The organism is Streptomyces triticagri, assembly GCF_003429565.1.
Classification (GTDB): Bacteria; Actinomycetota; Actinomycetes; order Streptomycetales; family Streptomycetaceae; genus Streptomyces; species Streptomyces triticagri.
Genome location: NZ_QUAK01000074.1, coordinates 1 through 26,885, shown reverse-complemented (window position 1 = coordinate 26,885; position 26,885 = coordinate 1). Strand labels below are relative to the sequence as shown.

The 26,885-nt window shown below is 69.0% G+C and carries 25 protein-coding genes and 1 pseudogene; 6 read left to right on the top strand and 20 right to left on the bottom strand.

Translation table 11 applies throughout. The features are described from left to right. The first annotated feature begins 463 nt into the window (after positions 1-463). Together DY218_RS13210 and DY218_RS13205 are read left to right on the top strand one after the other, a co-directional pair. Positions 464-1,315, top strand: coding sequence for a helix-turn-helix domain-containing protein (locus DY218_RS13210; protein WP_128556185.1), 852 nt, complete (start codon positions 464-466; stop codon positions 1,313-1,315). 11 nt (positions 1,316-1,326) lie between these two features. Further along, positions 1,327-1,518 carry a hypothetical protein gene (locus DY218_RS13205; protein WP_128556184.1) on the top strand — a complete coding sequence of 64 codons (192 nt, stop codon included), beginning with the start codon at positions 1,327-1,329 and terminating at the stop codon, positions 1,516-1,518. Between the two features lie 12 nt (positions 1,519-1,530). On the opposite strand, the gene DY218_RS13200 is transcribed toward DY218_RS13205, so the two are convergent. From DY218_RS13200 to DY218_RS13130, 15 genes are all read right to left on the bottom strand, one after another. After that, positions 1,531-2,076, bottom strand: coding sequence for a hypothetical protein (locus tag DY218_RS13200; protein ID WP_128556183.1), 546 nt, complete (start codon positions 2,074-2,076; stop codon positions 1,531-1,533). Further along, the gene (locus DY218_RS13195; RefSeq protein WP_128556182.1) at positions 2,076-3,215 is read right to left on the bottom strand and encodes a hypothetical protein; all 1,140 of its coding nucleotides are present in this window, start codon (positions 3,213-3,215) and stop codon (positions 2,076-2,078) included. Before DY218_RS13195 ends, DY218_RS13200 begins: the two co-directional genes overlap by 1 nt. Before the next feature lie 80 nt (positions 3,216-3,295). Continuing rightward, a complete protein-coding gene (locus tag DY218_RS13190) occupies positions 3,296-3,952 on the bottom strand; it encodes an OmpA family protein (RefSeq protein WP_128556181.1) in 657 nt (218 codons plus the stop codon). Positions 3,953-3,955: 3 nt separating this feature from the next. Then, on the bottom strand, positions 3,956-4,555 hold the full coding sequence (locus DY218_RS13185) for a hypothetical protein (RefSeq protein ID WP_128556180.1): 600 nt from the start codon (positions 4,553-4,555) through the stop codon (positions 3,956-3,958). Between the two features lie 21 nt (positions 4,556-4,576). Further along, positions 4,577-5,167, bottom strand: coding sequence for a pilus assembly protein TadG-related protein (locus DY218_RS13180; protein WP_233521572.1), 591 nt, complete (start codon positions 5,165-5,167; stop codon positions 4,577-4,579). Positions 5,168-5,178: 11 nt separating this feature from the next. Then, positions 5,179-5,379: a hypothetical protein gene (locus DY218_RS13175; RefSeq protein WP_128556178.1), complete on the bottom strand. Its 201-nt coding sequence runs from the start codon at positions 5,377-5,379 to the stop codon at positions 5,179-5,181. A gap of 308 nt (positions 5,380-5,687) precedes the next feature. Beyond that, positions 5,688-6,836 carry a response regulator transcription factor gene (locus DY218_RS13170; RefSeq protein WP_128556177.1) on the bottom strand — a complete coding sequence of 383 codons (1,149 nt, stop codon included), beginning with the start codon at positions 6,834-6,836 and terminating at the stop codon, positions 5,688-5,690. Between the two features lie 90 nt (positions 6,837-6,926). After that, entirely contained in the window at positions 6,927-7,604 is a 678-nt protein-coding gene (locus DY218_RS35825; RefSeq protein WP_407703612.1) for a sensor histidine kinase, read from the bottom strand. Positions 7,605-8,489: 885 nt separating this feature from the next. Beyond that, positions 8,490-9,380 carry a DUF5936 domain-containing protein gene (locus tag DY218_RS13160; protein WP_128556175.1) on the bottom strand — a complete coding sequence of 297 codons (891 nt, stop codon included), beginning with the start codon at positions 9,378-9,380 and terminating at the stop codon, positions 8,490-8,492. A gap of 20 nt (positions 9,381-9,400) precedes the next feature. Then, the gene (locus DY218_RS13155) at positions 9,401-10,330 is read right to left on the bottom strand and encodes a type II secretion system F family protein (protein ID WP_128556174.1); all 930 of its coding nucleotides are present in this window, start codon (positions 10,328-10,330) and stop codon (positions 9,401-9,403) included. 139 nt (positions 10,331-10,469) lie between these two features. Then, positions 10,470-11,804, bottom strand: a complete 1,335-nt coding sequence (locus tag DY218_RS13150) for a CpaF family protein (RefSeq protein WP_128556173.1) — start codon at positions 11,802-11,804, stop codon at positions 10,470-10,472. Between the two features lie 88 nt (positions 11,805-11,892). Beyond that, positions 11,893-12,354, bottom strand: coding sequence for a TadE family protein (locus tag DY218_RS35605; protein WP_128556172.1), 462 nt, complete (start codon positions 12,352-12,354; stop codon positions 11,893-11,895). A 3-nt stretch (positions 12,355-12,357) separates the two neighbouring features. After that, a complete protein-coding gene (locus DY218_RS13140; RefSeq protein WP_128556171.1) occupies positions 12,358-13,998 on the bottom strand; it encodes an AAA family ATPase in 1,641 nt (546 codons plus the stop codon). Between the two features lie 7 nt (positions 13,999-14,005). Then, positions 14,006-14,713 carry a Flp pilus assembly protein CpaB gene (gene cpaB / locus DY218_RS13135; protein WP_128556170.1) on the bottom strand — a complete coding sequence of 236 codons (708 nt, stop codon included), beginning with the start codon at positions 14,711-14,713 and terminating at the stop codon, positions 14,006-14,008. 172 nt (positions 14,714-14,885) lie between these two features. Next, positions 14,886-15,791 (bottom strand): hypothetical protein, encoded by a 906-nt coding sequence (locus tag DY218_RS13130; protein ID WP_233521570.1) that lies wholly within the window; start codon positions 15,789-15,791, stop codon positions 14,886-14,888. Between the two features lie 316 nt (positions 15,792-16,107). Here DY218_RS13130 and DY218_RS13125 point away from each other — a divergent pair, with 316 nt between their 5' ends. Next, entirely contained in the window at positions 16,108-17,154 is a 1,047-nt protein-coding gene (locus DY218_RS13125; RefSeq protein ID WP_128556169.1) for a chitinase, read from the top strand. A gap of 228 nt (positions 17,155-17,382) precedes the next feature. Here the strand turns inward: DY218_RS13125 and DY218_RS13120 are convergent, their stop codons facing one another. From DY218_RS13120 to DY218_RS13100, 5 genes are all read right to left on the bottom strand, one after another. Beyond that, the gene (locus DY218_RS13120; RefSeq protein ID WP_128556168.1) at positions 17,383-18,687 is read right to left on the bottom strand and encodes an Nramp family divalent metal transporter; all 1,305 of its coding nucleotides are present in this window, start codon (positions 18,685-18,687) and stop codon (positions 17,383-17,385) included. Between the two features lie 155 nt (positions 18,688-18,842). Further along, complete coding sequence (locus tag DY218_RS13115; RefSeq protein WP_128556167.1) at positions 18,843-20,315, bottom strand: GntP family permease; 1,473 nt, start codon at positions 20,313-20,315, stop codon at positions 18,843-18,845. 122 nt (positions 20,316-20,437) lie between these two features. Further along, positions 20,438-20,848, bottom strand: coding sequence for a RidA family protein (locus DY218_RS13110; protein WP_128556166.1), 411 nt, complete (start codon positions 20,846-20,848; stop codon positions 20,438-20,440). Between the two features lie 89 nt (positions 20,849-20,937). Continuing rightward, the gene (locus DY218_RS13105; protein WP_128556165.1) at positions 20,938-21,687 is read right to left on the bottom strand and encodes an IclR family transcriptional regulator; all 750 of its coding nucleotides are present in this window, start codon (positions 21,685-21,687) and stop codon (positions 20,938-20,940) included. After that, positions 21,684-22,835: a sugar kinase gene (locus DY218_RS13100; RefSeq protein ID WP_233521573.1), complete on the bottom strand. Its 1,152-nt coding sequence runs from the start codon at positions 22,833-22,835 to the stop codon at positions 21,684-21,686. The genes DY218_RS13105 and DY218_RS13100 overlap by 4 nt, the downstream gene beginning before the upstream one ends. A gap of 212 nt (positions 22,836-23,047) precedes the next feature. Here DY218_RS13100 and DY218_RS13095 point away from each other — a divergent pair, with 212 nt between their 5' ends. The 3 genes and pseudogenes from DY218_RS13095 to DY218_RS13085 all read left to right on the top strand — a co-directional run. Continuing rightward, the gene (locus DY218_RS13095) at positions 23,048-24,382 is read left to right on the top strand and encodes an alanine racemase (protein WP_128556163.1); all 1,335 of its coding nucleotides are present in this window, start codon (positions 23,048-23,050) and stop codon (positions 24,380-24,382) included. A 15-nt stretch (positions 24,383-24,397) separates the two neighbouring features. Further along, positions 24,398-26,107 carry an N-acyl-D-amino-acid deacylase family protein gene (locus DY218_RS13090; RefSeq protein ID WP_128556162.1) on the top strand — a complete coding sequence of 570 codons (1,710 nt, stop codon included), beginning with the start codon at positions 24,398-24,400 and terminating at the stop codon, positions 26,105-26,107. 70 nt (positions 26,108-26,177) lie between these two features. After that, positions 26,178-26,885: pseudogene (locus DY218_RS13085) on the top strand (FUSC family protein); the annotation flags it as partial.

Here is a 26,885-nt window from a genome sequence, read left to right as displayed (position 1 = left end):
CGGTCCTGGTGTCGTGGGTCCGCGGTAGGCGGGGCTGGTCGGGGCGGCGACGTAGCAGGGGACGGGGCCGGATTCGGATCGGGCGTAGCAGTCGGGGTCGGCGTCGGGGGCCGGGTCGGGTTCGCGGGTGGGGTGGTGGTCGGTGGCGGGTGACATGGCGGCTCCAAGTGACGGTGTAAGGCGCCCAGTTGGGCGTACGGGGATGATCAGTGGTGCGTTCGCCGGTGGTCGGTGGCTTGTCTCCCTGACGTCGGCCCGGCCCCTCCCAGGGCATGGAGGTTGCGGGCAGGCCGACGTGATGCGCTTCCGCTGCGCGGCGGCGGTACGTGTTCAATGCGTCACTGACTGTAGGGAGTCGAGGGTCACACTGTCTACCGTGTTGGAGATAATTACCCCCACCCAAGTGGACCAGCATGCGTACCGGCAGGCAGACTGAGCGGCACACGTCACGCGAAAGGGCGTCATGTCGACGAGGACCACGCCGACCGAACGGCAGAAGAGGCTGGGAGCGGAGCTGCGCAAGATGCGTATCGCCGCCGGAGCATCGACCGAGTACGCGGCCGGCCTGCTCGGGATCGACCGCACCCGCATCTCTAACATGGAGTCAGGCATCCGCCCGACGTCGCCCGAGCGTGTACTCACGCTCGCCTCCAACTACGCCTGTACGGACCAGGGTTACTTGGACGGGCTGGTCAGCATGGCGTCCGCGAGGGAGCGCGGCTGGTGGGAGAAGCATCGCGGCACGCTCTCGGCCGGGCTGCTCGACATCGCCGAGCTGGAGTGGCACGCGGTGCGCGTCCGGACGGCTCAGGTGATGCACGTCCCCGGACTGTTGCAGACGGAGTCCTATGCCCGCGGTGTCTTCAGCGCCGTGCTGCCTTCGTTGTCCCGCTTGGAAGTCGAGCTGCGCGTGGCACACCGCATGGAACGCCAGCAGGTCCTCGAGCGACCCGGCCCGTTCTCCTACGTGGCCTACGTCCACGAGTCCGCGCTACGCATGCGGTTCGGCGGAACAGAGTCCACCCGTGAACAGTTGAAGCACCTGGCCGCGGTTTCCGAGCGGGAGGGAGTCGACGTACGCGTCATCCCGCTCGACGCGGACAGCTTTCCCGGGGCCGGACACGCCTTGCTGTACGCCGAAGGACCCGTGCCGCAGCTCGACACCGTGCAACTGGACTCGGCTCACGGGCCGGAGTTCACCCACGCGGACGCCCAACTCACCAAGTACCGGGCCCACCTCGACTGGATGGACAAGACGGCCCTGTCCCCCGCAGCCTCACGGGATCTCGTCCACGCAGTCGCCCGAACGCTCTGAAGGAGTTCACCGTGACGCACATCCACTGGGAAGAAGCTTTCTGCGGGGAAGGCAACAACTGCTTCCGCCTCGGGACCGACGAAGACGGGAACGCCTACATCTCCGTATCCGGGCAGGAGGACCGTTACGTCAGCGACAGCCGGGAGGCGTTGCGGACGATGATCCGGGAGATCAAGGCTGGGAAGGCCGACCACCTGTTGTAGGTGGCGGCGCGCCTACGGCTCGAAGGTCGACGTCGTCGGACCCGTGAAGCCGATCGTCTGACGCCAGCTCAACTCCGCCACCTCCGCGCCGTCGACTTCCTTGCGGAACACGACCCGGTTGCCGAGCCAGGAGAAGCGCGTGCGCTTCCAGTCGTCCTCGTTCTCCGTGATGTGCGTGTCCCAGTCGTCGAGGTCGCCGTCGCTGACCGCCGCGATCGACTTCCGCGCCGCTTCGCCGTAGCAGCCGTGGTCCCAGTGGGCGATGACCGCGACGGTGTTCTTGTACGTACTCAGGAAGACGCCGCAGTCGTCGTCACCCTTCACCTTGGACAGCACCTGAGGGCTGGACCAGGGGGCGCCCTTTTCCCGCTGGTGGCGTTCGACCAGTCCGTCCTCGGTGAATTTCACCGATACGCGGCGGCCATCGGCGAGTTGGACGGGGCCGTCCCACTCGTTCGTCGCCTCGGGGGTCTCGACGGGCCACTCGGCGCCGGCGATCCAGCCACCGACCAGGGTGAGTACGACTGCGACGGCGCCGAGGGCGCGCTTCTTGCTCATTACTCGTCCCTCGGTCGCTCAGCCTCGGGGGTGGGTGGTTGAGTAGGCCCGCCAGGTGGAGGCTGCTGGTCCTGTTGCTGCGCGAACGCCGCGCCGATCGTACTGAACATGCTGCGCGAGGTGACGCCGACGCGGGAGCCGCGCCAGGCCAGGCCGCCACCGAGGAAGGCCGCCAAGCCCACGACCGCGGCGTACTGCGCCGGGACCTGCAGGGCCATCGCTCCGATCACGGCCGCGGCGGCACCGGCCGCGAGCAGCAGCACCACCGCGGCCTCGGTGATGCGCCTACGGCGGGTGCCGGAGGGTTCGAGCGGGAGCGACTCAGGCAGGTCGGCCTCGTCCAGAAGGCCCAACCAGCGTCCCTGTGCTGCTCGTTCGGCGATGGTGTGCAGGAGTCGTGCGAGGTTGGGCGCGGCCTCAGCCCCGTCCACCAGGACACGTCCCGCGGAGTCGTGCAGCGCACCGCACACGCGCTCGGTGTGGTCGATGAGCTCGGCGCGCCGCTTGAGATCCGCGCTCCGGTAGCCGTGCTTCGAGAAGGATCGAAGGTCGCCGATGACCACACCGACGCCGCCGTCCAGGTGGAGTTGGTCCCCGTGGCCGTCCGCGACGGCCTTGCACCGCAGAACGGCGATCCCGATGTCACGGCTCAGAAGGAGCGGCGCCTCCAGGCCGCGCGCCACGAAGGTCGCGATATGAGCTTTGTGGAGCATGCCAGTCGTGACGAATCCCAAGCCGGCCAGACCCACGTGGAGAGTCAACCACCAGTCCTCCGCGGTCGACAGGACGAACGCACCCACCATCCACGGCACCATCGGCACCGCCATGGACAAGGCCAGCCAAGCGCCGATCCCCCTCTCGGCGTGATCGCCTCGGCGCATCCGCTCCGTCAACTGTGCCTCGGTGGCCTGTGTCACGAGGCCTAGAGAGGTCAGCGCCGCTCGATACTCGGCCACATTCACCACGGTCGGTCTCTGCCCGGCACCGCTGCGCCTGGACAGGACGGTTGCCACCTTGCGCCAAGGCCGGGCTGTCTGCAGATGGATCCCGCAGATCGCCCGCCAGATGAGCGCAGCCACCACACCGCCCGTGGCCGACAGCGTGCCGGACGCGACCCATGGCATCTCCGACAACGACATCCGCTCACCCCTCTCCCCTACGACAACGGCCGGGCCGCGAGATGGCGCTCGCGGCCCGGCCTCTGTTCGTGCGGAAGTGCTCAGCTCTGGGAGCCGGAGTCGTCCGCTTCTCCGCGCGGGAAAGCAACTTCCACGCGGCGGTTCTTCTTGCGGCCTTCCTCCGTGGAGTTGTCCGCGATGGGGTAGTCCTCGCTGTAGCCACGGACCTCGAACGTGATGTCCGAGCCCAGCGTCTTGGTCAGCTGGTCGTGTACGGCGTCGGCGCGCTCCTTGGAGAGCTTCTTGCCGTGCGCGTACGAGCCCAGGTTGTCCGTGAAGCCGAAGACCCTGACCTTCTTCGCGCCCTGGGTCTCAATCTCTTCCGCGATTGCCTTGATGCGGGAGTTGGCCTTGGGGTTGAGCTTGGCACTGTCCTTGCCGAAGAGGACTTCGGCCTGGAGGGCGAACTTCACGTCGGAGTTGGTGTCTTCGCGACGCTCGTCGCCGCCGAGGTCTTCGACCACTGACTTGATGTCGAGGACCCGTGCGGGAGCGAGGGTCGCACCGTCGGCGAGCTTCAGGCCGGGGGCATTGCCATCGACCTTCGGCGGGGGCTGACTCGTACTTGAGCCCGGTGGCTGGCTGGGCCCGTCGTCAGCTTGTGCAGTACTGATGTTGAATGTGGCGAGCAGGGCCACTGCAGTCACCGTGGTGGCCGCGACCCTCCCCTGCCTGCGGCGAGTGAGTGAGTTGTGCATGGGTCACTCACTCTCGGAGATCTCGATGGTGGCGGGCGGCATGTCCGAGACTTGGAAGTCGACCTTCGTAGCCGACTCGGGCGGAGCCGGGAACTGTGCGTAGAAGGTCTTCTCGGCGTCATTCTGGAATCCGCCGGTGAACTTCGTGCACAAGCAGCGACCGTCCGTGTCACGCAGAATGAGGTAGCGCTTCTTACCGGCCTTGTCGACGACGTTCGCGCCGGCCATGGAGGCCGCGTTCGCCACCAACTCCTTCTCGTCACCCCGCCATTGAGCAGGGTTCCAGAACTTGCCACTTCCGTTCTTGACCTTGCCAGTCACCGTCAGAAAGCCGCCGTCGTCGCGCACTGCCGTGTTGATGGTGAGGGTGATGTTGTCGCCACCCTTCACCTCCGCCAGGACCTCGTCCTCGACCGGCTCCTCGGACTCCTTGCCCTTGTCACCGTCCTTGTCATTGGCCGGGGCCGACGACTCCTTGCCGGTGTTCTCCTTGTCACCGCCGTCGTCGCCACCACCGCAGCCGGCCACCGTGAGGACCAAGCCAGTCGTGATCGCCACCGCGGTCAGTGCCCTGCGGGCCTTCATGGTGTGCCGCTTACTCATCAGTACTGCTTCCTTCTCTCGTCATTCCGCCAGTTGCACCTTGAACAGGTCCTTGGCCTCGGGCAGATCGCCGGCATTGAAGGTCTTCGGGTCGATGTCCCAGAGCCCGCTGCCTTCGCAGTAGAACTTGACGACCTTGGTGGGCACGTTCGCCACCATGTGGCACCGCGGCTTGATCACCGCGGTCGCCTCTGCCTTGGCACGCTTGTTCTCGGTGCCGGGCACCAAGGAATCGCCGACCGTGTAATCGGTCTCGATCTTGGCCTTGATAGCGAAGTTGCCGCCGGCGAAAGTGTGTTGAGGTGCTCCGTCGAGGTGTGACTTGTTCTCCGCGGCGAGATGCGCTGCGGAGGCCGCCCCGTTGGACACGGGCGGCGTTCCTCCCTCGAGCGGTACGACCCAGGCACCGGTAGGAATGCCCGCGATCACCTGCACCAACAGCTCTTTACGAGCCTCTTTCGCGGCAGCAAGAGCGGCGGCGTCCGCAGCGGACTGTGCTCCGTTGCGGGCGACCGCCGCTTTGGCGAAAGCGAAGAAGACGAACGCGACAAAGAGCAGAATCCCCACCAGCCATACATACAGTGGGAGAGTCTGCCCTTTGTCGTTGCGCAAGCGCTGGAACATCAGCCGCCGGTGATGGTGGCAACCGCGTCGCCGATGGCGCCGGAGATGATGCCGTCCAGGCCGAGGCCCACAACCGCGGTCACGATCGCGGCGATCAGAACGAGCAGACCCGCGTACTCCACGAAGCCCGCGCCCTCGTCCGCGTTCTTGCCCTGCATGCGGGAGACGACGGTGTTCTTCCAGTTGCTGAACTTCGACATGGTGTTCCCCTTTGGGTTCGGCCGACCGGGAGCCGGCCGACGGTGACGTTTCTGAAGCTTTGGCGTCTTCCGCGTAACCGGCTTCCTCCTGGCCGGTGCCGCTTTCGACACGAGAAACGTACGCCGGAACGGGGGTCCCACCAGAGGGTCCCAGGGCCCAAGTGCGGGCCCAAAGGCCGAGTTGGGCCCCCCGGGGGGCCGAGGGCCCACCCGTCATGCCGGGGCGGGCAGCTCCGCGCACGGCGCCGCCCACCCCCGTCGTCATCGCCTTTCGTCCACTGCTTCGCTCAGTGCTTCGCCCAGTCATGTCATGCATGGCTGTTCGGCCCCTTCCCCCGCGCAGTGCCGAGCCAGACAGCAATCGCTTCGCTCCGGCTTGCACTGTGCAACTTCGCGAATATCCGGTTGATGTGGTTCTTGACGGTCTTCTCACTGATGAAGCAGGTGGCGGCGATTTGCTGGTTACTCATGCCGGATGCAATGAGATCCATGATCTCCACCTCCCTTGAACTCAGTCCGAAGTCCTGCCGGTTCCGCTGGCCGCCCGGGGCGGAGGCGGGCGGGAACCCGCCTCCATGGGCCGGTACCGACTGTGGCACATTCGGTTGCAGATGCGAAGGGGTTTCGGGTCCTCGATACGAATTCGAGACACCTGGGCCCGGGTTGGGCCCCGGGCCACCCTGTGCAGTCGCATCCGGTTGGTTCGGGAGGCCAGGCATCTGGCCGGTACCGGGGACCTGGCTCGTGCCCGTGAACGGCACACCGGTCTCGTAGACCGTGCCGAGGCCCTCCGGGAGACCTGAAGAGGTCTGCCGGTCGCCCCGCATGTGGGACAGCAAGGCGTTCTGGGCGGACGCCGTGAAGTGGGCCCGGCCCTCCTTGATGTCGCGAGTGGCAGCGACCAACTGCTCTGCCGTGAACTCCCCGTGGACCAGATAGCCGCCCGCGCCGAGGCGCAAGGCCTCCTGCACGATCGTGGACTCGCGGCTGTAGGTCAGCATCATGACGGGCGCGACCTGCACCAGGTACGGCAGTGCGGAGATGCCGTCCACGCCGGGCATACGGACGTCAAGCAGTACGACGTCGGGCCGGTACTGCTGGGCTGCTGCGAGCGCCTGGCGGCCGTCTGCGGCCTCGGCCACGACCACGATGTCGTCCCGGCCGTCGAGCAGCACGGTGAGCCCTGCTCGTACGACGGGGTTGTCGTCGGCGATGACCACGCGCAGGGGCGCTGGTGTCTCGACGGCGCCGAACGGGTCGGCGCCCTGGGCCTGTTGGGCCCCGGTGGGGTTCGCGCCGGTCTGAGTCGGGGCAGGGAACGCCGCTGCCGGCGGGGGAAGGGGGACTTGAGCGGGGGTGTGCTCGGAGCGGGGCTCCACGGTGTGCGAGGACGTGTGCTGGGACACGTGCGACGACACCTGCTGGGGCCCTGAGGTGTACGAGCTCTCGTCCGGCATGAGCGGCCTCCTCTCGAGGATGTTCGTGGGCGAGCGGGGATGGGGGATGGCTGTTCAGTTGTGGGGGCGTACTGAGGTTCCTGGGTCGACTCAGGTGATACCCGCGGCACTCGCGGACGGGAAACCATGAGCCGGTGTGCGCTGACTCTCCAGCGCCGCGAGCGGAAGGTCCAGCCGGACCTCCGTGCCGCCGGCGCTCCTGCCTCTGCCGATACGGATACGGGCGCCGACGGCGGCCGCCCGCTCGACCATGCCGACCAGGCCGAAGTGGCCGGCCCTGCGCAGTTCGTCGAGGTTGGTGCCGGGCGGGAGGCCCTTGCCGTCGTCGATCACGCTGATCCTGAGCAGGTCGCCGACGATGCCCATCTCCACGGTCACGCGGGTGGCGCCGGCGTGACGATGGGTGTTCTCCAGGGCTTCCGCGGCGACCGTGAGGAGCTGGCGGGCGACAGCGTGCGGGACCGGTGGGACCGGAGCGTTTCCGATCGGGAGCCACACGCAGTTGACGCCCGTGCGCGAGGTGAAGTCCCGTACCCGTGCGGCCAGTTCATCGGTCACGTCCGTACCGCCACCCGCGTCCGAGTAGTCGGTTCGGCGGCGTAGGTCGGAGAGGAGCTCACGCGACTCCGAGGCCGCGCGGCGGGCGGAACGCGAGACGAGCCCTGCCTGGTGCTTGACCGTCATCGGGTCCATGCGGTCCGCGCTGCTGGCCAGCGCCTCGGCGGCCATGGCGACCCCGTGCAGGGTCTTGGCGACCGAGTCGTGCATCTCGCGGGCGAGACGGGCGCGTTCGCCCTCGACCGCGTCGTTCACGGCGATACGGGAGTTGGCCTGGGACAGAGCTTCCGTCGCAGTGCCGAAGCGGAGCATCAGGTTGCGCAGGGTGACCCCGATGACTCCCGCCGCCATGCAGAAGCCGCTGATGAGGACCGTACTGGCCGGGCCCTGCATCTTGTCCGCCCAGCCCACGTAGGCTCCGGCGAGCACCAGGATCTGCAGGGCCGTGTAGATGCCGGCGCCCCGCCACCCGTACAGCAACCCGGCAAGCAGCGGCGTACAGACCGTGGCGTAGCCGAGCGTCGAATCGGGGGATGCGGTGAGCAGGAGTACGGCTCCGAAGACCAGGTCGAGCGCCATCAGCCANGATGCGGTGAGCAGGAGTACGGCTCCGAAGACCAGGTCGAGCGCCATCAGCCAGCGGTACTTGAGGACCAGGGGACCGAGGGTCTCCCAGTCCCTGAGCATCGCGAGCGAGCCCATCAGGCTGAACACGACGGCGCCGCCGACCAGGAGATTGCCGACTCCCTCGGCCCTGGCGAGGGCGAACGGGGCACCGATCACGATCATCGCGAGGCGGAAGCCGAAGACCTGGCGGCACAGTGCCTGCAGCGCATTGAGCTGGATGGAGATGCTGGGCGCGGGGGTGTCGTCCGCGAGGGCAGAGGTCATGACGGGCTCTGCCTCAGGGGCTCCGCCGTGGACCTCGGCCGGTGGCGGCGTCCGGTGCCCTCGAGCCGGGGTGAACGCGCTCAGGGCGCCCTGGGGTGGCGGGGCGCCCTGAGCCGCGGCATGAGCCTCTGTGCGGCGGACGGTGCTGTCGAAGCCGGCCGGTTCAGGTGGCACCGTGGGCTCCTTTTCTGTGCGTGGCCATCGTCAGCCGCCGAAGATCGTGCCGAAGTCGGTTTCCGAACCGAGGAACATGCCGCACACGATCAGGATCAGCGTGGCCGGGACCATGAAGACCAGGGTGACCATGGTCGTCTTCGGGACGGTCTTGGCCGCGCGGCGGCGCGAGTTCTGGGCGTCGGTACGGCGCATGTCGTTGGCGATCTGGATCAGGGTGTCGGCGATCGGCGCACCGAGCTCCTCACCCTGCTGGAGTGCGGTGACGAACTGCGAGACCTGCTCGGAGGCATTGCGCTTGCGCAGCTCCTCGAAGGCCTGGCGGCGGGAGACACCCATGTCCATCTGGCGCAGGGTGATGCGGAGTTCGTCCGACCACGGGCCTGCGTAGCGCTCGGATACGCGGTCGAGTGCCTGGCGGAAGCCGAGGCCGGCGCTCACGACGACCGCGAGGACGTCGAGGAAGTCGGGCAGGATGCGTTCGATCTCTTCCTTGCGCTCCCTGATCGCCTGCGCGATGAGGGCGTCCGCAGCGAAGAAGCCGAAGGCCAGGGCGATGATGCCGAAGACGGGCACGCCGTTCGCGAACATCGACAGACCGCAGACGGCACCGAAGATGCCGTAGACCGCGCGGCGGGCCGCGTAGCGGTCGATGGTGAGACCGCCGGGGTTGCCCGCCATGTCGATCTTGCGGCGCTTGGCGTCGACCTGCTTCGGTCCCATGAGGCGCAGCACGGTCGGGGCGAAACGCATACCGATGCGGTCGATCGCGGAGTCGGCGGCCGAGACTCGCGTACCGCCGACTTCGAGTGCGACGGCGAGGTCGGACGGCAGCTTGGCGTCCGAGCGGTACATCTTGATGCCCTGGAAGACACCCGCGACGGCGAGTGCGAGCAGCAGTGCGAGGAGAAGTCCCAGCATGGTGTCGTCGTTCTCCTCTCTCAGACGTCGATCTTGCCGAGGCGGCGGATGATGATGAAGCCGACCGCGTACAGGCCGAGGGAGATCACCATCAGAATCTGGCCGAGGGTGGTGCCGGTGACCCGGGCCAGGGCGCCCTCGTTCATGGAGTTCAGCATGAGCATCGCGCCGATGCCCAGGCAGGGGATGGTGAACGCGGTGGCGTTGACCTCGGAGAGCATGGTGCGGACCTCGCGCCGGGTCTCCTTGCGCTCCTCCAGGGTCTCAGTGAGGTTCCGCAGAGAGCCGACGATCGTACCGCCGGACTTGTTGGAGAGGACGAGGGTCGTGACGAGGACGATCAGCTCACGGGACGGGAGGCGTTCGGCGAGCTCGTTGAGGGAGTCGTCGATGCTCCGGCCGACCGCCAACTGGTTCGAGACGATGGTGAGTTCCTCACCCGCCGGGGCCTCCAGCTCGTCCGCGGCCATGGCGAGGGAGGTCCGCAGGGCCAGGCCGGCCGAGGTTCCGTTCGCCAACAGGCGTGCAAGGTCCGGGAGTTGGTTGATGAACGCCTCGATGCGCTTCTGTCGCTGCCAGTTCAGGAAGGTGTTCGCCATCGCGAGGCCGATGATTCCCGCGATCGGCCCGAAGAACGGCGCGAGCAACGAGCTGGCTATGAACCAGAGCGCGATCACCGCAGCGATCATGTAGACGAAGAATTCGCCGGGCGTCAGATCCAGCCCCGTAGCCGAAAGCTTCAGCTGCACCTTCCGCCCGAGCGCGGTCTTCCGTACCCGCCGGTCGATTCCGCTGAAGCGGCGGCCGCGGACCTTGTGGTGGCCCGTCGCCAGCCGGTCCTCCAGCGCCTGCCGCTGGGCCTTGCCCGAGGAGTACGCATGGAGTCCGGCGACGGCGAGGGTGCCGCACAGGATGGTGGCGCCCAGTGCCAGGAGCGCGGGGTTGTTCATCTTCCTGCAGCCTCTCTCGGGACTCCAAGGGCGGTCACTGGAAGCCCGCTGGAGCGTGTGGGGACGTGTAGGTCGGGGCTGGGCAGCGACCCGGGCGGATGGTGGGGAGAGCGGGCCCGGGCCGGACGTCGGAGGGTCATCAGTCGGCGGCCTCCCGTACGGCTCCCGCGCCCTCGCTGACGCCGAAGGCCGGTGGGATCGGCTCGTTCGCCATGTAGAGGCGGTCCGCGATGCGGCGGGGCAGCGGCAGGTGCTCGAACTGGCCGCGTACGACCCGGTCGGTGCCGACCGGCTGCGCGTTGAACCGCGAGACCGTGGCGATCTTGAACTGCTCGCGGCCGTGCGAGACCAGCAGTGCGATCTCGGTGATCTTCCTGGAGCCGTCGGCGAAACGGGTCAGCTGGACGACCACGTCGATGGCCGAGTTGATCTGGTCCTTCAGGGCCTCGAAGGGGATCTTGACCTCGGACATGGAACCCAGGGTCATCAGACGCATCAGGGCGTCCTCGGCGGTGTTCGCGTGCACGGTGGCGAGCGAGCCGTCGTGGCCGGTGGACATCGCCTGGAGCATGTCGAGGGTCTCACCGCCACGGACCTCACCGACGATGATGCGGTCGGGGCGCATACGCAGCGAGTTGCGGACCAGGTCGCGGATGGTGATCTGGCCCTTGCCCTCCACGTTCGGCGGGCGGGACTCGAGGCGGATGACGTGCGCCTGCTGCAGCTGGAGTTCGGCCGAGTCCTCGATGGTGATGATGCGCTCGTGGTCGGGGATCAGGGCGGAGAGCGAGTTCAGCAGGGTCGTCTTACCGGTACCCGTACCACCGGAGACGATGACGTTGAACCGGGCTCGTACGAAACCGCTGAGCAGCATCAGCATCTGCTCGTCGAGCGAGCCGAGCCGGATCAGCTCGCTGAGCTTGTACGGCTTCGGGAAGCGGCGGATCGTGAGGGTGGCGCCGGTGAGGCTGAGCGGCGGGATGATCACGTTGACGCGCTCGCCGCTGGGGAGGCGGGCGTCGACCATGGGTGTGGACTCGTCGACGCGGCGGTTGACCGTGGAGACGATGCGCTCGATGGTCTGCATCAGCTGGTCGTTCGAGGCGAAGCGCATGGGGAGCTGCTCCACGCGCCCTGCACGCTCGACGAAGATGGCGTCGGGGCCGTTGACCATGATCTCGGTGACCGAGGCGTCTTCGAGGAGCGGTTCGAGTACGCCCAGGCCGAGGGCCTCGTCGACGACGCGGCGGATGAGCTGGGAGCGCTGCGAGGTGGAGAGGACGGGGCCTTCTCGGCTGATGATGTGGCCGAGTACGCGCTCCAGGCGGGCGCGGCGTTCGGCTGCGGCGAGGCTCGACATCTCCGCGAGGTCGATCTCCTCGAGCAGCTTGGCCCGGTAGACGGCCACGATGTGGTCGTCCTCGCGTCCCGCGCCGTTGTCCTCCGGGGAGGCGATTCGGGCCCGCAGGCTCATGGGGGTCACTCCTTCTTGCGTTCCGGGTCCGGCCCTTCCCGGTGGGGTGGCGTTCGACCCCCGGGGGGTCGGGCCTGTGTCTTGCGGGTCAGTCGTCTGCGGGCATGGTCACTTCTCGTTCCGCCTCCCAGCCGAAGTCGGCGAAGGGGATGAGGGTGGGGATGTCCACGGTGGCCCTCACGGTGACGGTGTCTCCGAGGCCGGGGGTGTCTATCTGTGTGTCGTCTGCGAGCCAGTCGCTCATGGCGGCCTTTGCGCTGAGTTCGGCGGAGGCTCCCTGGGAGGCGGCCCTTGCGCCGGCGCGGGCGGCGGAGCCGGCCTGGGAGTAGCTGTAGCCGACGAGGCCCAGTTGGATCACTGCCATGGCTATGAACAGGAGCAGGGGGAGGAAGCCGGTGAATTCGAGGATTGAGCTTCCTCGGTCTCCTCTTGCGGCTTTTGCTCGGGGCGAGTTGGGGGATTTTGCCCCTGGCCGCCCCTTCCCAGAACCGGGGCTCTGCCCCGGGCTCCGGTCCTCAAACGCCGGACGGGCTATCAAGACAGTCTCCATAGATCAGCCCTCCTGGGCCGCGCCGGCCTTGCCGGTTACGTGCCAGCCGGTGTTGAAGCCGGGGAAGAAGACGGGGACGTCCACGTCGACCGTGGCTGTGTAGATGTTGCCGTCGGTGGTGCAGGTGGCGTTGAAGCTGTCCTGCCAGGCGTTCGGGAGGCGCTTCTCCGCCGCGTTCTTGCATTCGACCTGGCTGACCGCGCCGCGTACGCCGGCCACCGCGCCGGCCCGCGCGCCCTCGTCGGCCGCGTTGCCCGCGAGGGAGTACGTGTAGCCGTAGAGGACGGCCTGCCAGAGGATGGTGACGATCACCAGGATGATCGGGGCCATCCCGGCGAACTCGATGGTGACCGAGCCGGAGTCGCCGCCGCGGCGGCGCCTGAGGCCGATCGAGCCGCGGTCGTCCTTCTCCAGGCTGGCCGTGGCCGTGCCTCGCTTGCCGGCCTTCGCGCCCTTGCCGTCCTTGCCTTCTGGTGTCTTCACCAGGCCCAGCTCCCCTGCCAGTCCCCAGAGTGCTTGCTTGACCGTGCTCCGGCTCTCCAGGTCCTGCAGGCGGCCCGCGTCGACGGCGGTCTGCAGTTCCTTGAAGTTGGACGGGATCGCTGCGTTCGCGACCCGGGTCCCGGTGATCCGTTCCACCAGCGGCGGCTGGATCTCCGTGTTGCGGGTGTAGCGGTTGACGACAGTGACCGTCTCCTCGGCCTTGCGGATCTGGAGGCGGTCCCAGAGGCGGACCATACGCTTGGCCGCACGTACCGACACGACATCGGGTGTCACGATCAGGATGGCCTGGTCGGCCATTTCGACGGCGGCGGCGTTCGCACCGCTCATCTGGGTCCCGCAGTCGACGACGACGACTTCGTACCGGTTGCGCAGGGCGCTGACGGCCTGTCGGGCGACCCGGTCGGTGACCTCCTCGCCGCGCTCGCCCTCGGCGGGCGCGAGCAGGATGCCGATGCCGGTCGGGTGCGCGAAGACCGCGTCCTGCAGGACGCGTGGGCTGATGTCGTTGATGCCCGCGAGGTCGACGATGGAACGACGGAACTGCACGTCCAGGTACGAGGCGATGTCGCCGGACTGCAGGTCCAGGTCGAGGATCGCCACGCTCTTGCCCGACGCCCTTGCGGCTAGGGCGAGTTGGACGGTGGTGAGGGTGGTGCCGACGCCGCCCTTGGACCCGGTGACCGTGACGACGGTGCCGCCGGGTCCGGTGAACACGTCGGTGCTGCTGCTGAGGTGCTTGCGTACGCCGACGGCCCAGGCGGCCGCAGTCTGCACGCGGGCCGCCAACTCCTCGTATCCCAGCGGGAGTCCGATGAGTCCGCGGGCACCGGCGTCCATGGCGGCCGAGAAGAGCCCGGGGCTCGGGTCGGCGGTGATCAGGACGACACCGACCCCCGGGAAGCGGAGACCGACTTCCCGCATCAGCTCCAGGGCCGGTACCGGGCCGATCCGCTCGTGGACCAGGACCACCTCGGGCAGCTCGTCGAGCGACTCGCCCGCGAGGCGGGCCAGGGTGTCGAGCAGCGCCGTCGAATCGGCGACCGGCAGCGCCGGCTCCGCCTCGGGGAGCTGACTGAGGAGGGTGGACAGGGAGCGTGCGGCGTCGGGATCGCCGACGGCAGGGAGGATACGGGTGGTCACTAGTCCCTCACTTGTCTTCGTCGAGGGTGTAGCTGCGGTCGTCCGGCGAGATGGTCGTCGCGCCGCCCTGGCCGATGAGGGCGAGGCGGACGTGCGAGGCGAACGACTCGGCGTACGCCACTCGCTGGGCGTCTAGCGTGTTCAGGGCGAAGGTGATCGGCACGGCCTCGGTGGGCTTGCCGGTGCGGTCGTCCTCCTTGGGCTCGAGCGGGGTCAGCTGACCGACGTCGAGGACCTTGGCGTTCTGGACGATGACCTTCGACTGGTTCTTGCCGCCGCGGTCGGGGGCCTCGAAGGTGGCGTAGATGTTGACCGTGGCGCCCGGCTTGATCTTGCCGGCGACGCCGGTCGCCGCGTCGATCATGATGGCGATCTCCTGCTCGCCCTCGCCCAGTTCGGGCTGGCGGACGATCATGTCGTTCTGCAGGAGGGAGCCGCCGCGGAGCTGGGTGACGGCGATCTTGCCCTGGATCTCGCCGAGGTCGGTGACGGCGTTCTTGGACAGCCACCGCTCCGGCATCTTGATCTTTTCGAACTGCGAGGCATTGAGCTTCTTGTACGGGGCTATGTCGCCCTTCAGGCGGTACGCCTCGACCTCGGGGCCGACCTTGGAGTTCACGTCACGGATCACCGAGAGCACTCCGGCGAAGGCGCCGAAGGCGCACAGGACGGAGAGGAGCAGCAGGATGACGCCGCGGCGCTGGCGAGAGTTCATGGGGCGAACAACCTCGTTCAGGGACGTTTGTAAGACGGACTGGGGAGTTGCGGGGTTGCGCGGTCTTGCGGGGTTCTTGCGGGGTGGTGCGGTGAGCGGGTGGTGCGGGGTCGTGGTTGTCGGGCTCGGTGGTCGGGCTGGGTGGTGCTCGGCTGTGGAGCTCGGCGGTGTGTCAGGGACCGGTCACGTGGTGTTCGTTTCTGGAAGGAAGGACACCGCCCGCGCCTGTTTGGTTCTCGGGCGGGAGAAGTGGTGACGAGCAGAACCCGCAGCGGTCACCGATGAGTTCGAGTCCGCACCAATGGCACTCTTCGCGCCTTACGGAGGAGACCAGCTGGTAAAGAATGGAGATGTCCGGAATCGCCGCGGCGAACTCGGTGAGCTTCGGGGTGGCCCACCAGCGCGAGGACTCCGCCGGCAGATGCGCCTCGCCGACGCCCTGCACCTGCCAGGCCGGTGCGAGATTCTTGGTCACCCACTCCGTCTGCAACTGCCCCTTGGCCACGAGGAGTTGCGTGCCGAACTCGGGGCCCTGCAGCATCGCGCCCTGCGCGGCACCGCCGCCGAGCTTGACGAGCTGGGGCTGCGGATTGGCCAGGACCGCGAACTGCGAGCCGGGCACCCAGGACTTGGCGTGCGCCTTGAGGCTCACCGGGACGCGGTCCAGCTTGGCCACGGATCCGAGTACGGCACCGGCGTAGATGTAGTGCGAGAGGAGCCGTGCGGCCGAGGCGAGGACGCCCGGGCTGAAGTCGCAGATCGAGAGCTGCCGCAACTGCAGGGCCAGCATGGCGATTCCGAGCGGCGGCAGATCGAGATGAAGCAGTGCGATTCGGTCGGATTCGAGGACGGAACGGACAGTGTGCAGCCGGTGCACCGCGGTGGCGGGAAGTGAGGCGGGGCAGAGCGCGACGACGTATCCGTGCTGCTCGAGCAGGATGTGCATCTCCGCGAGCGACTGCTCGAGGCTCTGCTCTTCACTTCCCTTGCCCGCCTGCAGAATTGCGGCAGGCGGCGTTTGCTGATCGGTCGCTGGCAGAACCAGATCAGGGCTGGTCACTGCGATGGCGGTCGGCACGCTGCATTCCCCGTTCGCTGCGACGGGTACGCGCTGCACCCGCCTCAGATCGTCACTACGACGTCCTCCTGCATCAGCACCATATCCAGGTCATGCCCTGATCAACACACCAATCATATAACTCCAGGTCAGTCCATGATCAACAGTGCCTGGAGATCACTTTCGGGGCGTCACTCAACGTGCGTACGCAAAGCGGTACTTGGAGTACCGGGCGCCCTCGACCGGGCTCATTGTCAGAGGTCTTGACAACCCAATTGGTCTGGACCAGATTGCAGTCTGCTCCCCCACACACGTCCCCCCACCCAGGAGGCAGCAAATGCACCGCAAAGCACGCAGAGCCTCAGGTAAAGCCGGAAAAGCCATAGCAGGTGCGGTGGTTGCCGGTGTCGCGGCCTGTGGGCTCGCGCTCACCTCGCTGGCCGGCGGAGCCGGTGCGGCCGAGACGGACGGCGTCCACGAGGTCTCGGTCGGCGCGGCCGACGTGCCGAAGCACGCCGTGACCGGCTACTGGCAGAACTTCAACAACGGCGCCACGGTGCAGACCCTTGCCGAGGTGCAGGACGACTACGACATCATCGCGGTCGCCTTCGCGGACGCCACGGCCACCCAGGGCGGCGTCGAGTTCAACCTGGACTCGGAGGGCCTCGGCGGCTACACCGACGAGCAGTTCAAGGCCGACATCCAGGCGAAGCAGGCGGACGGCAAGTCCGTCATCATCTCGGTCGGCGGCGAGAAGGGCACGGTGTCGGTCAACGACGACGCCTCCGCGGCCGCCTTCGCCGACTCGGTCGCCGGCCTGATGGAGGAGTACAACTTCGACGGCGTCGACATCGACCTGGAGAACGGCCTCAACTCCACCTATATGAGCAAGGCGCTGAAGTCCCTCGCCGAGAAGGCGCCCGGACTGGTCATCACGATGGCACCGCAGACCATCGACATGCAGTCGCCGGAGGCCGAGTACTTCAAGACGGCGCTCGAGATCAAGGACATCCTCACCGTCGTCAACATGCAGTACTACAACAGCGGTTCGATGCTCGGCTGCGACGGCCAGGTCTACAGCCAGGGCACGGTCGACTTCCTGACCGCACTCGCCTGCATCCAGCTGGAGGGCGGCCTGGACGCCTCGCAGGTCGGCCTCGGCACGCCCGCGTCGCCGAGCGCGGCCGGCGGCGGCCATGTGGACGGCGCCGTGGTGAACGCGGCCCTGGACTGCCTCGCCAAGGGCGAGAACTGCGGCTCCTTCACACCGGAGCAGACCTACCCGGACATCCGCGGCGCCATGACCTGGTCCACCAACTGGGACGCCGCGGCCGGCAACGCCTGGTCCGGCGCGGTGGGCCCGCACGTCCACGGACTGCCGTAGGGCGTCGTACGGACCGCCACAGGGCGTCGTACGGACCGCCGTAGGGCGTCGTGCCGTGGTCCGGCCTCGTGACACCGGGCGGCCCCGGGAGGTGTCTGGCAGATTTCCCCGGGGCCGCCCGGCCCTTCCGCGCCACTCACCCGGCGCGGAACCGACCTGCAGCGCCGCCGCTCCCCCGGCGGCGCTGCGGTGTGTCCGGGCCCGGACCCGTACCCCAACTGCCCTGTTTCACCACGGCAGTTCGCGTACCTGCTGGATGCACAGGATGACGAAGAGGAGGCCGGAGACGGTGAGCATGACGTTGCTGAGGATGCCGTTGCGCCATTCCGCGGGCGTACGGGAGGAGTTGAGGAGCCAGAGCAGGGTCGCGGCGAGGAACGGCATGAAGAAGGCGCCGAGTACGCCGTACGCGATGACCAGGCCGAAGGGCTGGTCCAGCCAGAGCAGCGCCATCGGCGGGAAGGTCAGCCACAGGAGGTAGACGCGGAAGGGCACGGAGCGCTCCTTGACGCCGGCGGCCACCTCTTCCGCGGAGCCCTGCTTGGCCGAGACTCCCCTGCGGTCCTTCTGGACGCGCTCGGCGAAGTCGGCGAAGAGCAGGCTGACGCCGTGCCAGACGCCGATCAGGGAGGAGAAGGAGGTGGCGAAGAAGCCGATCAGGAACAGCTTCGCGGTCGCCTCGCCGTACCGGCTCTCCAGGACCTGGCCGAGGTCGACGAGGCCCTTGTCGCCGCTGGACAGGGCGATCTGCGAGGCGTGCAGGAGCTCGGCACCGACGATCAGCATGGCGACGACGAAGATGCCGGTGGTGATGTACGCGACCCGGTTGTCGACCCGCATCACCTTCATCCAGGCGCTGTTGGTCCAGCCCTTGGCGTTCACCCAGTATCCGTACGCGGCCATGGTGATGGTGCCGCCGACGCCGCCGATCAGACCCAGGGTGTACAGCAGCGAACCGTCGGGGAGGACGGGCGCGAGGCCCGCGAAGGCGGCGCCCAGGTCCGGGCTGACGCGGATCGCCACGTACACCACGACGACGAACATCACGCCGACCATGGCCGTCATGACCTTCTCGAAGACGGCGTACTGGTTGAACCAGACGAAGACCAGGCCGATGAGGCCGGTGCCGATCGCCCACACCTTGAGGTCGGGGCCGTCGGGGAAGAGCGCGGCGAGCGGCAGGGCGCTGGACGACATCGCGGTGGCGCCGTAGATGAAGCCCCAGACGACCACGTAGACGGAGAAGTACCAGGTGGTCCAGGGGCCGAGGCTGTGCCAGCCCTCGAAGAGGGTGCGGCCGGTGGCGAGATGCCAGCGCCCCGACGCCTCGGCCAGGGCGATCTTGACGATGCAGCCGATCACCGCGGCCCACATCAGGGTGTAGCCGTACTTGCTGCCCGCGATCAGCGTGGCGACCAGGTCGCCGGCCCCGACGCCCGTGGCGGCGACCACGATGCCGGGGCCGATGTAGCGCCAACTCGATTTACGAGGACCGGACTTGTCGTTCGTACCGGCGTCCGCCATGCCTGCCATACGGTGCCTCCCGCTGACCCACTCGTCCCCAGCCACTGATCACGACACGAAAGCGCGCGGCGGCTGAACACACAAGGGGGTGTGCGGCAGTTGGCGGAGGGCGCCGGTCCGGATACGCGCACATTCGGTGTCGTACCCGGACCGGCCGCGGTTGCTCAGACGAAGAGGCTCACCACCGCCGCGACCGCGAAGCCGACGATCGAGAGGACGGATTCGAGGACCGTCCAGGACTTGAGGGTGTCGCGTTCGGAGATGCCGAAGTACTTCGCGACCATCCAGAAGCCGCCGTCGTTGACGTGCGAGGCGAAGATCGAACCGGCCGAGATGGCCATGATGACCAGGGCGACGAACGCCTGCGAGTGGTCACCGCCCTGGATCAGCGGCAGCACGATGCCGGCCGTGGTGACGATCGCGACGGTCGCCGATCCCTGCGCGACGCGCAGCACCAGCGAGATCAGGTACGCGAGCAGGATGACCGGCAGGCCGAAGTCGCTGAAGGTGTCGGAGAGCGCCTGTGCGACCCCGCTGCCCTGCAGTACGGCGCCGAAGACCCCGCCCGCACCGACCACCAGGATGATGTTGCCGACCGGCTTCAGGGACGCGGTGGACACCGTCTCCAGGGACTTGCGGGACCAGCCGCTGCGGATGCCGAGCAGGTAGTACGCCATGAACAGGGCGATGGTCAGGGCGACGAAGGGGTGGCCGAAGAACTCGATGACCGAGCGGAGGGTGGAGGGGTCGAGCGCGATGGAGGAGAAGGTCGCGATGAGGATCAGGACCAGCGGGGTGCCGATGATGGTGAGCACCGTGGCCAGGGCGACCGGCTTCTCGCGCGGCTCGCGGCCGGCGGCCCGCTGTTCGGCGACGACGGCGGCCTTGGACTCCTCGGCGGCCTCCACCATGTCCTGCGGTACGGGCACGAAGAGGCGGTTGCCGATCCACGCCGAGTACGCCCAGGCGGCGAGCACCGCAGGGATGCCGCAGACGACGCCCATCAGGATGACCCAGCCGAGGTCCACGTGCAGGAGACCCGCGGCGGCCACCGGTCCCGGGTGCGGCGGCAGGAAGGCGTGGGTCATCGACAGGCCCGCGAGCAACGGCATCGCGTAGAGGACGATGGACTTGCCGGAGCGCTTGGCGGCCGCGTAGACGATCGGCGCGAGGACGAAGATGCCGACGTCGAAGAAGACGGGGATACCGAAGATCAGGCCGGTGACACCCATCGCGAGCGGGGCGCGCTTCTCGCCGAAGAGGCCGAGCAGCCGGGCGCTCAACACCTCGGCGCCGCCGGACACTTCGAGGATCGCGCCCAGCATGGTGCCGAGTCCGATGATGATCGCGACATGGCCGAGGATGCCGCCCATGCCGCTCTCGATGAGCGAGGTGGCCTCGGATTTCTGGACGGTGCCGAAGAGTTCGGTGACGCTCAGGCCGGCCGCGAGGCCGACGGCTATGGAGACGGCGAGCAGCGCCACGAACGGCTGCAGCCTGACCTTGATGATCAGGAAGAGCAGCAGCAGGATGCCGAGCGCGGCGACGGTCAGCAGACCGGCGGTGCCGTCGATCAGGGTGAGCAGTCCGCCGGTGTGGGGTGGAGCCTCGGGGGGCGCTTCAGCGGCAAGCAGCATGAAGGAACTCCATTGTCCGTTCGTCCCTTTGCGAGACGTGGGGGGGTGGTGCGGGGGTGCGGAGGGGCACGGCACGGCGCGGGGGATGTGCGCCGTGCCGTGCACGGACGACCGCGCGGGTGTCAGCCGAGGACGGCCAGGGCGTCGATCTCGATGAGCAGGCCCTTGGGGAGGCCCACGTACACCGTGGTGCGGGCGGAGGCGGGGGCCTCGAGGCCCTGCTCCTCGAAGTACGCGTTGTAGATCTCGTTCATCTCCGCGAAGTGGCCCACGTCCGTGAGGTAGACGCGCATCATCATCACGTCGTCCCAAGTGGCGCCGCCCTCTTCGAGGATGGCCTTGACGTTGGCGAAGGTCTGCAGGGTCTGCTCGCGCAGCGTGGGGCCCGCCGGGGTCGGTGCCTGGCCCTCGACGGCGGGCAGGAAGCCCACCTGGCCCGCGACCTGCAGGATGTTCCCCTTCTTCACGCCGTGCGAGAACTTGGCGGGCGGGGTGGTGTGGGTGGCGGGGGTGAGGGCGGTCTTGTCGGTCATGGGCCTTGCTCTTTCTGTGAGGGGTTTCCCGGGCCTCCCGCTGCGGGAGTCGAGGGCGGGGTTTCGGTCTACGAGGGCGGGGTTTCGGTCTACGGGGACGAGTGGCCGGCGTACTCCTTGCTGACCGTGTCCGCGGTGCGGCGTACCAGCGGGAGCAGGTTGAGGAGTTCCTCGGCGGTGACGACGACGTTCGGCGCGGAGACCGACATCGCGGCGACCACCCGTCCGTCGGCGCCGCGGATGGGTGCGCCGACGCAGTTGATGGACTCCTCGTGGCCGCCGAGGTCGGTGGCCCAGCCCTGCTCCCGCACGGTCGCGAGCTCCTGGAGGAAGGCGGCGGCGTTCGGGGTCGAACGGGCCGTGTACATGGGGTAGTCGAGGCGCTCGGCGATCGCGCGGCGCTCGGTCTCCGAGAGGTCGGCGAGCAGCAGCTTGGCGACCGCGGCGACGGTGATCGCGACGGGTTTGCCGATGCGCGAGTACATCCGGACCGGGTAGCGGCTCTCCACCTTGTCGATGTAGAGGACCTCGTTGTCCTCGTAGACCGCGAGGTGGACGGTGTGGCCGCACTTCTCGTTGAGCTCGACGAGATGCGGGTGGGCGATCTCGCGTACGTCGAGATTCTCGACGGCCTCCTGGGCGAGCGCGAAGAGGCGGGCGCCGAGGCGGTAGCGCTGGTCGGACTGGCGGTGCACCAGGCCGTGTTCGTGCAGGGTGCGGAGCAGTCTGAGGGCGGTGGACTTGTGCACGCCGAGGCGTTCGGCGACCTGCCTCAGGTCGGCGGGGCCCTCCGCGAGCAGCGGAAGGATGCTCAGTGCGCGGTCGACGGTCTGGCTCATGCGGTCACTACCTCCACGGACTGTCCGGCATCTCCTGCGGCTCCCGCCGCCCCGGCCACTCCCCTACCGGTCACCCGGCCGGCGCCGATGCGCAGTGTGGCCCATGCGTCGTCGGGCAGGGCGGTCAGGCGGTCGGCGGTCTCGCGGTCGTACGGGCGGGCCAGGTCGCCGGGGACGGTGAGGGCGGCGGCGGCCATCAGGTGCCCGTGGCGCAGGCGCTGTGCGGCGGGCAGGTCGCGCAGGGTGGCGGAGAGGAAGCCGGCGGCGAAGGCGTCGCCGGCGCCGACCGCGGCGACCACGTCGACGGTGGGGGCGGGCTGGTGGGTGACGGTGTCGGCGCCCGTGCGGGTCGACTCGCTCTGCGCATCGGCTGATTCGGGCCGCTCGAAGAGCGTCGCGCCGGATGCGCCCTGCTTGACGACGAGCCGGCGCGGCTCGGGCAGCGCGGCGCGGACCGCGGCGGGGCCGCCGGTGACGCCCCAGGCCGCCTCGGCCTCGTCCTCGCCGACGAAGACCAGGTCGCTGCCGCGGGCCAGTTCGAGGAGGGTGCGGCCCGCGGTGCCGGCGTCCGGCCACAGGTGCATCCGGTAGTTGACGTCGAACGACACCAGGGGGCGGTCCGGCCGGGGCGCGGTGAGGTGCCGCAGCAGGGCGAGGCAGTCGGCGGAGAGTGCGGCGGTGATGCCGGAGAGGTGCAGGACGCGGGTGTCCGCGAGGGCGGCGGGGTCGGTGTTCTCGCGGGACATCGCGGAGGCGGCGGAGCCGGCGCGGTAGTAGGCGACCTCGCCTCGGGGGGTGTCGTCGGGATCGGCGCCGGGCCGGGACTCGGGCCCGGTGTCCGTGGCGGCCGCCGCCTCCGTCTCCCTCTCCGTACCCGTCGAGCGTTCGCCCGCCGTACGGAAGTAGATGCCGGTCGGGCGGTCGGGGTCGCGGCGTACGGCCGAGGTGTCGACGCCCCAGGAGGCGATCTCCTCGACGAGGTGACCGCCGAACCCGTCGGCGCCCACCCGGCTGACCCAGCGCGTGGCGTGCCCGGCCCGGGCCAGGGTGCAGGCCACATTGGACTCGGCGCCGCCGATGCCCCGGTCGAAGGACTCCACCGCGCCGAGACCGCCGGACTGTCCCTGCGCGGGCCGGAACGTGACCATCGACTCGCCGAGGCAGACCACGTCGGCGATTCCGGCGGCTGCGCTCGGGGCGGACCCGTTCACGGTGGGCACTGAGGGCTCCTGTCGGCTGGTGGGGCCGGCGGCTCCTGGGCCGCCATTGACTGGCATTGGCCCGGATGTTAGACATCGATGAGCGATGTGCGCAATGACCGTTGCAAAATGCGCAACGGCTGATTCTGCAGGAGGCCCCCATGGCAGCCGACCACGCCGCCGGCCCCGTAAGCCCCGCCGGAGACCCCGGCAGCGCGGACCGCCCCGCCGGCACCCTCGCCGACGAGCGGGTCGACTTCCGCTTCAAGGGGCTGCCGCCGGACGCCGACGGACTCACGGTCGGCGAACTCGCCGCGCAGCGCCGCAATCTCTTCACCGGCGGCTTCACCACCCCGGTCCTCGCGCTCTCCGCCGAGCGCGTCGAGCACAACCTCGCCCTGATGGAGACGTACTCCACCCGGCACGGCCTGGCCTTCGCCCCGCACGGCAAGACCTCCATGGCCCCCGCACTCTTCGCCCGCCAGGAGCAGCACGGCGCCTGGGGCATCACGCTCGCGGTGCCCCATCAGGTGCGCGTGGCCCGGGCGTTCGGCACCCGGCGGATCTTCCTCGCCAACGAGCTGGTGGACGCCGCGGCCCTCTCCTGGATCGCCGGCGAACTCGCGGCCGACGCCGACTTCCGCTTCATCTGCTACGTCGACTCCGTGCCCGGCGTCGAGTTGATGGACGCGGCACTGCGTGCGGCGGGCGCGACCCGGCCGGTCGATGTGGTCGTCGAGCTGGGGGCGGGCGCGGGGGCGCGCACGGGGGCTCGTACGGAGGCGGACTGCGCGGCGGTCGCGGACGCGGTCGCGGCGGTGTCGACGCTGCGGCTCGTGGGTGTCGCCGGGTACGAGGGCGAGGTGCCGGACGCGGATCCCGCGCGGGTGCGGGAGTGGCTGTCGCGGCTGACGGGGCTGGCGGTCGCCTTCGACCGGGGCGGGCGGTTCGCGGAGGTCGGGCTCGACGAGATCGTGGTGAGCGCGGGGGGCAGTGCGTGGTTCGACGCGGTGGCCGATGTGTTCGCGGAGCTTCCTGAACTGTCCCTGCCCGTACTGAAGTTGCTGCGGTCCGGGGCGTACGTGTCGCACGACGACGGGCACTATCGGCATGTGACGCCGTTCAACCGGGTGCCGGAGGAGGGTTCGCTGCAGCCGGCCTTCCGGCTGTGGGCCCAGGTCGTTTCCCGGCCGTCCGCTGCGCAGGCGTTTCTGAACGCCGGGAAGCGGGATGCGGCGTATGACCTCGATCTGCCGTTCGCGCAGGTGGTTCGGTCCGGGGCGGACGGCTCCGAGCGGGACGCGTCCGGGGTTTCCGTCACGGGGCTTTCGGACCAGCATGCGTGGGTCCGGACGGAAGGTCCTGACGACCTGGCCGTCGGGGACTGGGTGGGGCTCGGGCTGTCCCACCCGTGCACGTCCTTCGACAAGTGGTCGTTGATTCCGCTGGTCGCGTCCGACGGCACGGTCACGGACTTCGTCCGCACCTATTTCTGACCCCACCCCGCTCCAATGGAGCCCCTCCGGCGATTGAGGAGGCCCGCCCGGCAGGGCTTTCGGGAAGGGGCGGGCAGGGGGATCACCCACGAAAGGCGACCCACCATGGACCTGGTAATCCGGGACGCAAGCGTCATCGACGGCACGGGAGACCCCGCATACCGCGCAGACATCGGCATCGCGCAGGGCAGGATCACCGAGATCCGGAAAGAGGGCGAGGGGCCCCGCCCCACCGCACGGAGGACCGTCGAGGCCGACGGCCTCGCCCTCGCCCCCGGATTCATCGACATGCACGCCCACAGCGACCTCGCCCTGCTCCGCGACCCGGACCACAGCGCCAAGGCCGCCCAGGGCGTCACCCTGGAGGTCATCGGCCAGGACGGCCTCTCCTACGCCCCCGTGGACGACCCCACCCTCGCCGCGGTCCGCCGCGCCATCACCGGCTGGAACGGCGACGGCAGCGACATCGACTTCGACTGGCGCACCGTCGGCGAGTACCTGGACCGCCTCGACCGCAACTTCGACGGCCAGGGAATCGCGGTGAACGCCGCGTACCTCATCCCCCAGGGCACTGTCCGGATGTACGCCGTCGGCTGGGACGACCGGCCCGCGACCGCCCAAGAGCTCGACCACATGCGGCAGTTGGTCGCCGAGGGTCTGGAGCAGGGCGCGGTCGGCATGTCATCGGGGCTCACGTACACCCCGGGCATGTACGCCGACGACTCCGAACTCGCCGAGCTCTGCCGGGTCGTGGCCCGCCACGACGGCTACTACTGCCCCCATCACCGCAGTTACGGCGCCGGCGCCCTGCAGGCGTACGAGGAGATGGTCACCCTCACCCGGGAGGCCGGCTGCGCCCTGCACCTCGCCCACGCGACGATGAACTTCGGCGTGAACAAGGGCAAGGCGCCGGATCTGCTGCAGCTGCTCGACGACGCACTCGACGCCGGCGCGGACATCTCGCTCGACACGTACCCGTACACCCCCGGCTGCACGACGCTCGTCGCGATGCTGCCGAGCTGGGCGAGCGAGGGCGGGCCCGATGCGATCCTGCGCCGGCTGCGGGACGACGCGACCGCGGAGAAGATCCGGTACGAGATGGAGGAGATCGGCGCCGACGGCTGCCACGGTGTGCCGATCGAGTGGGACACCATCGAGATCTCCGGGGTGAGCGACCCGGGCCTCGCCTCCTGCGTCGGCAAGACGGTCGCGCGGGCCGCCGAGATGCGCTGCGAGGAGCCGTGGGTGACCGCGCGCCGGCTGCTGATCGACGACCGGCTCGGCTCGACGATCCTGCAGCACGTCGGACACGAGGACAACGTCCGGCAGATCATGCGGCACCGGGTGCACACCGGTGGTTCGGACGGAATCCTGCAGGGCTTCAAGCCGCATCCGCGGGCGTACGGGACGTTCCCGCAGTATCTCGGCAAGTACTCAAGGGACTTGGGCATCCTGGGGCTCGAGGAGACAGTCGCGCATCTGACCTCGCGGCCGGCCGCCCGGCTGCGGCTGCCCGACCGCGGGATCGTGCGTGAGGGCTACCGGGCCGATCTGGTGCTCTTCGATCCGGAGACGGTCGCCGCGGGTTCGACCTTCGAGGCGCCGCGGACGCTGCCGGTCGGGATTCCGCACGTACTGATCGACGGCCGCTTCGTGATCGAGGACGGGCGCCGGACGGATGTGCTGGCGGGGCGGGCGGTGCGGAGGGCTCCGGCGCGCGGTTGAGGCGTTCGGGGCCGCCGCCCACTCGATCGTCGATTATTTCACGGGTAAAACACCTGTTAATGTGTTGGGTATGCCGACGCCTGCCCTGCCGCCACTCCCCGTCCCCCGGTCCCTGGCCCGCTCCGTACGCGACGCCGTGCGGCTGAACGGCTTCGGGGACGGCTGGCGGCAGCGCGGCTTCAGCGGCGGCGCGGCCTTCCTGATCTCCGGCCTGGTGCTGCTCGCCGTGGGCCGGATGGATCTGGTCCTGTACACCTCGGCCGGCTCGATGCTGTCGCTGTACGGGCACGGGCTGCCGTACCGGGCGCGGGCGCGCACCCTGCTCCTGCTGGTGCTCGGCATGACGGCGAGCCTCGCGGTGGCCCTGGTCTGTGCGGCCACGGTCGACTCGACCGCTCTCCTCGTGCTTGGCGCGGCGCTGCTCGCGGCGGTGCACAAGATGGCCTGCGAGGCGACCCGGATCGGGCCGCCGAACAACGTGGTGATCACCTTCCTCGCCGCGACCGCGTTCTTTCTGCCGCAGGAGCTGCACGAGATCCCGTTCCATCTCGCCCTGCAGCTGGCCGGTGGCGCGCTCGCCTGGCTGGTGGCGATGGCCCCGGCTCTCCGGCGACCGCACGGGCCGGAGCGGATCGCGGTGGCGCGTGCGCTCGAGGCGGCGGCGCGCGGGCTGCGCGGTACGGGCACGGCGCACGGGACCGCGGCGGCGGTCAACTCGGCCTGGCAGACACTGTTCCGTGCCGCCGAGCGGCCGCGCTCGGCGGCGGGGGCGCGGGCC

What these genes read in the sequence shown, in the direction of transcription:
- DY218_RS13090 (WP_128556162.1), top strand. Translation starts at nt 24,398, where the DNA reads ATGGAGCCCCTCCGGCGATTGAGGAGGCCCGCCCGGCAGGGCTTTCGG.
- DY218_RS13110 (WP_128556166.1), bottom strand. Translation starts at nt 20,848, where the DNA reads ATGACCGACAAGACCGCCCTCACCCCCGCCACCCACACCACCCCGCCC.
- DY218_RS13195 (WP_128556182.1), bottom strand. Translation starts at nt 3,215, where the DNA reads ATGTCGTTGTCGGAGATGCCATGGGTCGCGTCCGGCACGCTGTCGGCC.
- DY218_RS13120 (WP_128556168.1), bottom strand. Translation starts at nt 18,687, where the DNA reads ATGGCAGGCATGGCGGACGCCGGTACGAACGACAAGTCCGGTCCTCGT.
- DY218_RS13095 (WP_128556163.1), top strand. Translation starts at nt 23,048, where the DNA reads ATGGCAGCCGACCACGCCGCCGGCCCCGTAAGCCCCGCCGGAGACCCC.
- DY218_RS13105 (WP_128556165.1), bottom strand. Translation starts at nt 21,687, where the DNA reads ATGAGCCAGACCGTCGACCGCGCACTGAGCATCCTTCCGCTGCTCGCG.
- DY218_RS13190 (WP_128556181.1), bottom strand. Translation starts at nt 3,952, where the DNA reads ATGCACAACTCACTCACTCGCCGCAGGCAGGGGAGGGTCGCGGCCACC.
- DY218_RS13125 (WP_128556169.1), top strand. Translation starts at nt 16,108, where the DNA reads ATGCACCGCAAAGCACGCAGAGCCTCAGGTAAAGCCGGAAAAGCCATA.
- DY218_RS13155 (WP_128556174.1), bottom strand. Translation starts at nt 10,330, where the DNA reads ATGAACAACCCCGCGCTCCTGGCACTGGGCGCCACCATCCTGTGCGGC.
- DY218_RS13200 (WP_128556183.1), bottom strand. Translation starts at nt 2,076, where the DNA reads ATGAGCAAGAAGCGCGCCCTCGGCGCCGTCGCAGTCGTACTCACCCTG.
- DY218_RS13150 (WP_128556173.1), bottom strand. Translation starts at nt 11,804, where the DNA reads ATGAGCCTGCGGGCCCGAATCGCCTCCCCGGAGGACAACGGCGCGGGA.
- DY218_RS13210 (WP_128556185.1), top strand. Translation starts at nt 464, where the DNA reads ATGTCGACGAGGACCACGCCGACCGAACGGCAGAAGAGGCTGGGAGCG.
- DY218_RS35605 (WP_128556172.1), bottom strand. Translation starts at nt 12,354, where the DNA reads ATGGAGACTGTCTTGATAGCCCGTCCGGCGTTTGAGGACCGGAGCCCG.
- DY218_RS35825 (WP_407703612.1), bottom strand. Translation starts at nt 7,604, where the DNA reads ATGCACGACTCGGTCGCCAAGACCCTGCACGGGGTCGCCATGGCCGCC.
- DY218_RS13160 (WP_128556175.1), bottom strand. Translation starts at nt 9,380, where the DNA reads ATGCTGGGACTTCTCCTCGCACTGCTGCTCGCACTCGCCGTCGCGGGT.
- cpaB (WP_128556170.1), bottom strand. Translation starts at nt 14,713, where the DNA reads ATGAACTCTCGCCAGCGCCGCGGCGTCATCCTGCTGCTCCTCTCCGTC.
- DY218_RS13115 (WP_128556167.1), bottom strand. Translation starts at nt 20,315, where the DNA reads ATGCTGCTTGCCGCTGAAGCGCCCCCCGAGGCTCCACCCCACACCGGC.
- DY218_RS13175 (WP_128556178.1), bottom strand. Translation starts at nt 5,379, where the DNA reads ATGTCGAAGTTCAGCAACTGGAAGAACACCGTCGTCTCCCGCATGCAG.
- DY218_RS13185 (WP_128556180.1), bottom strand. Translation starts at nt 4,555, where the DNA reads ATGAGTAAGCGGCACACCATGAAGGCCCGCAGGGCACTGACCGCGGTG.
- DY218_RS13100 (WP_233521573.1), bottom strand. Translation starts at nt 22,835, where the DNA reads ATGGTCACGTTCCGGCCCGCGCAGGGACAGTCCGGCGGTCTCGGCGCG.
- DY218_RS13170 (WP_128556177.1), bottom strand. Translation starts at nt 6,836, where the DNA reads ATGCCGGACGAGAGCTCGTACACCTCAGGGCCCCAGCAGGTGTCGTCG.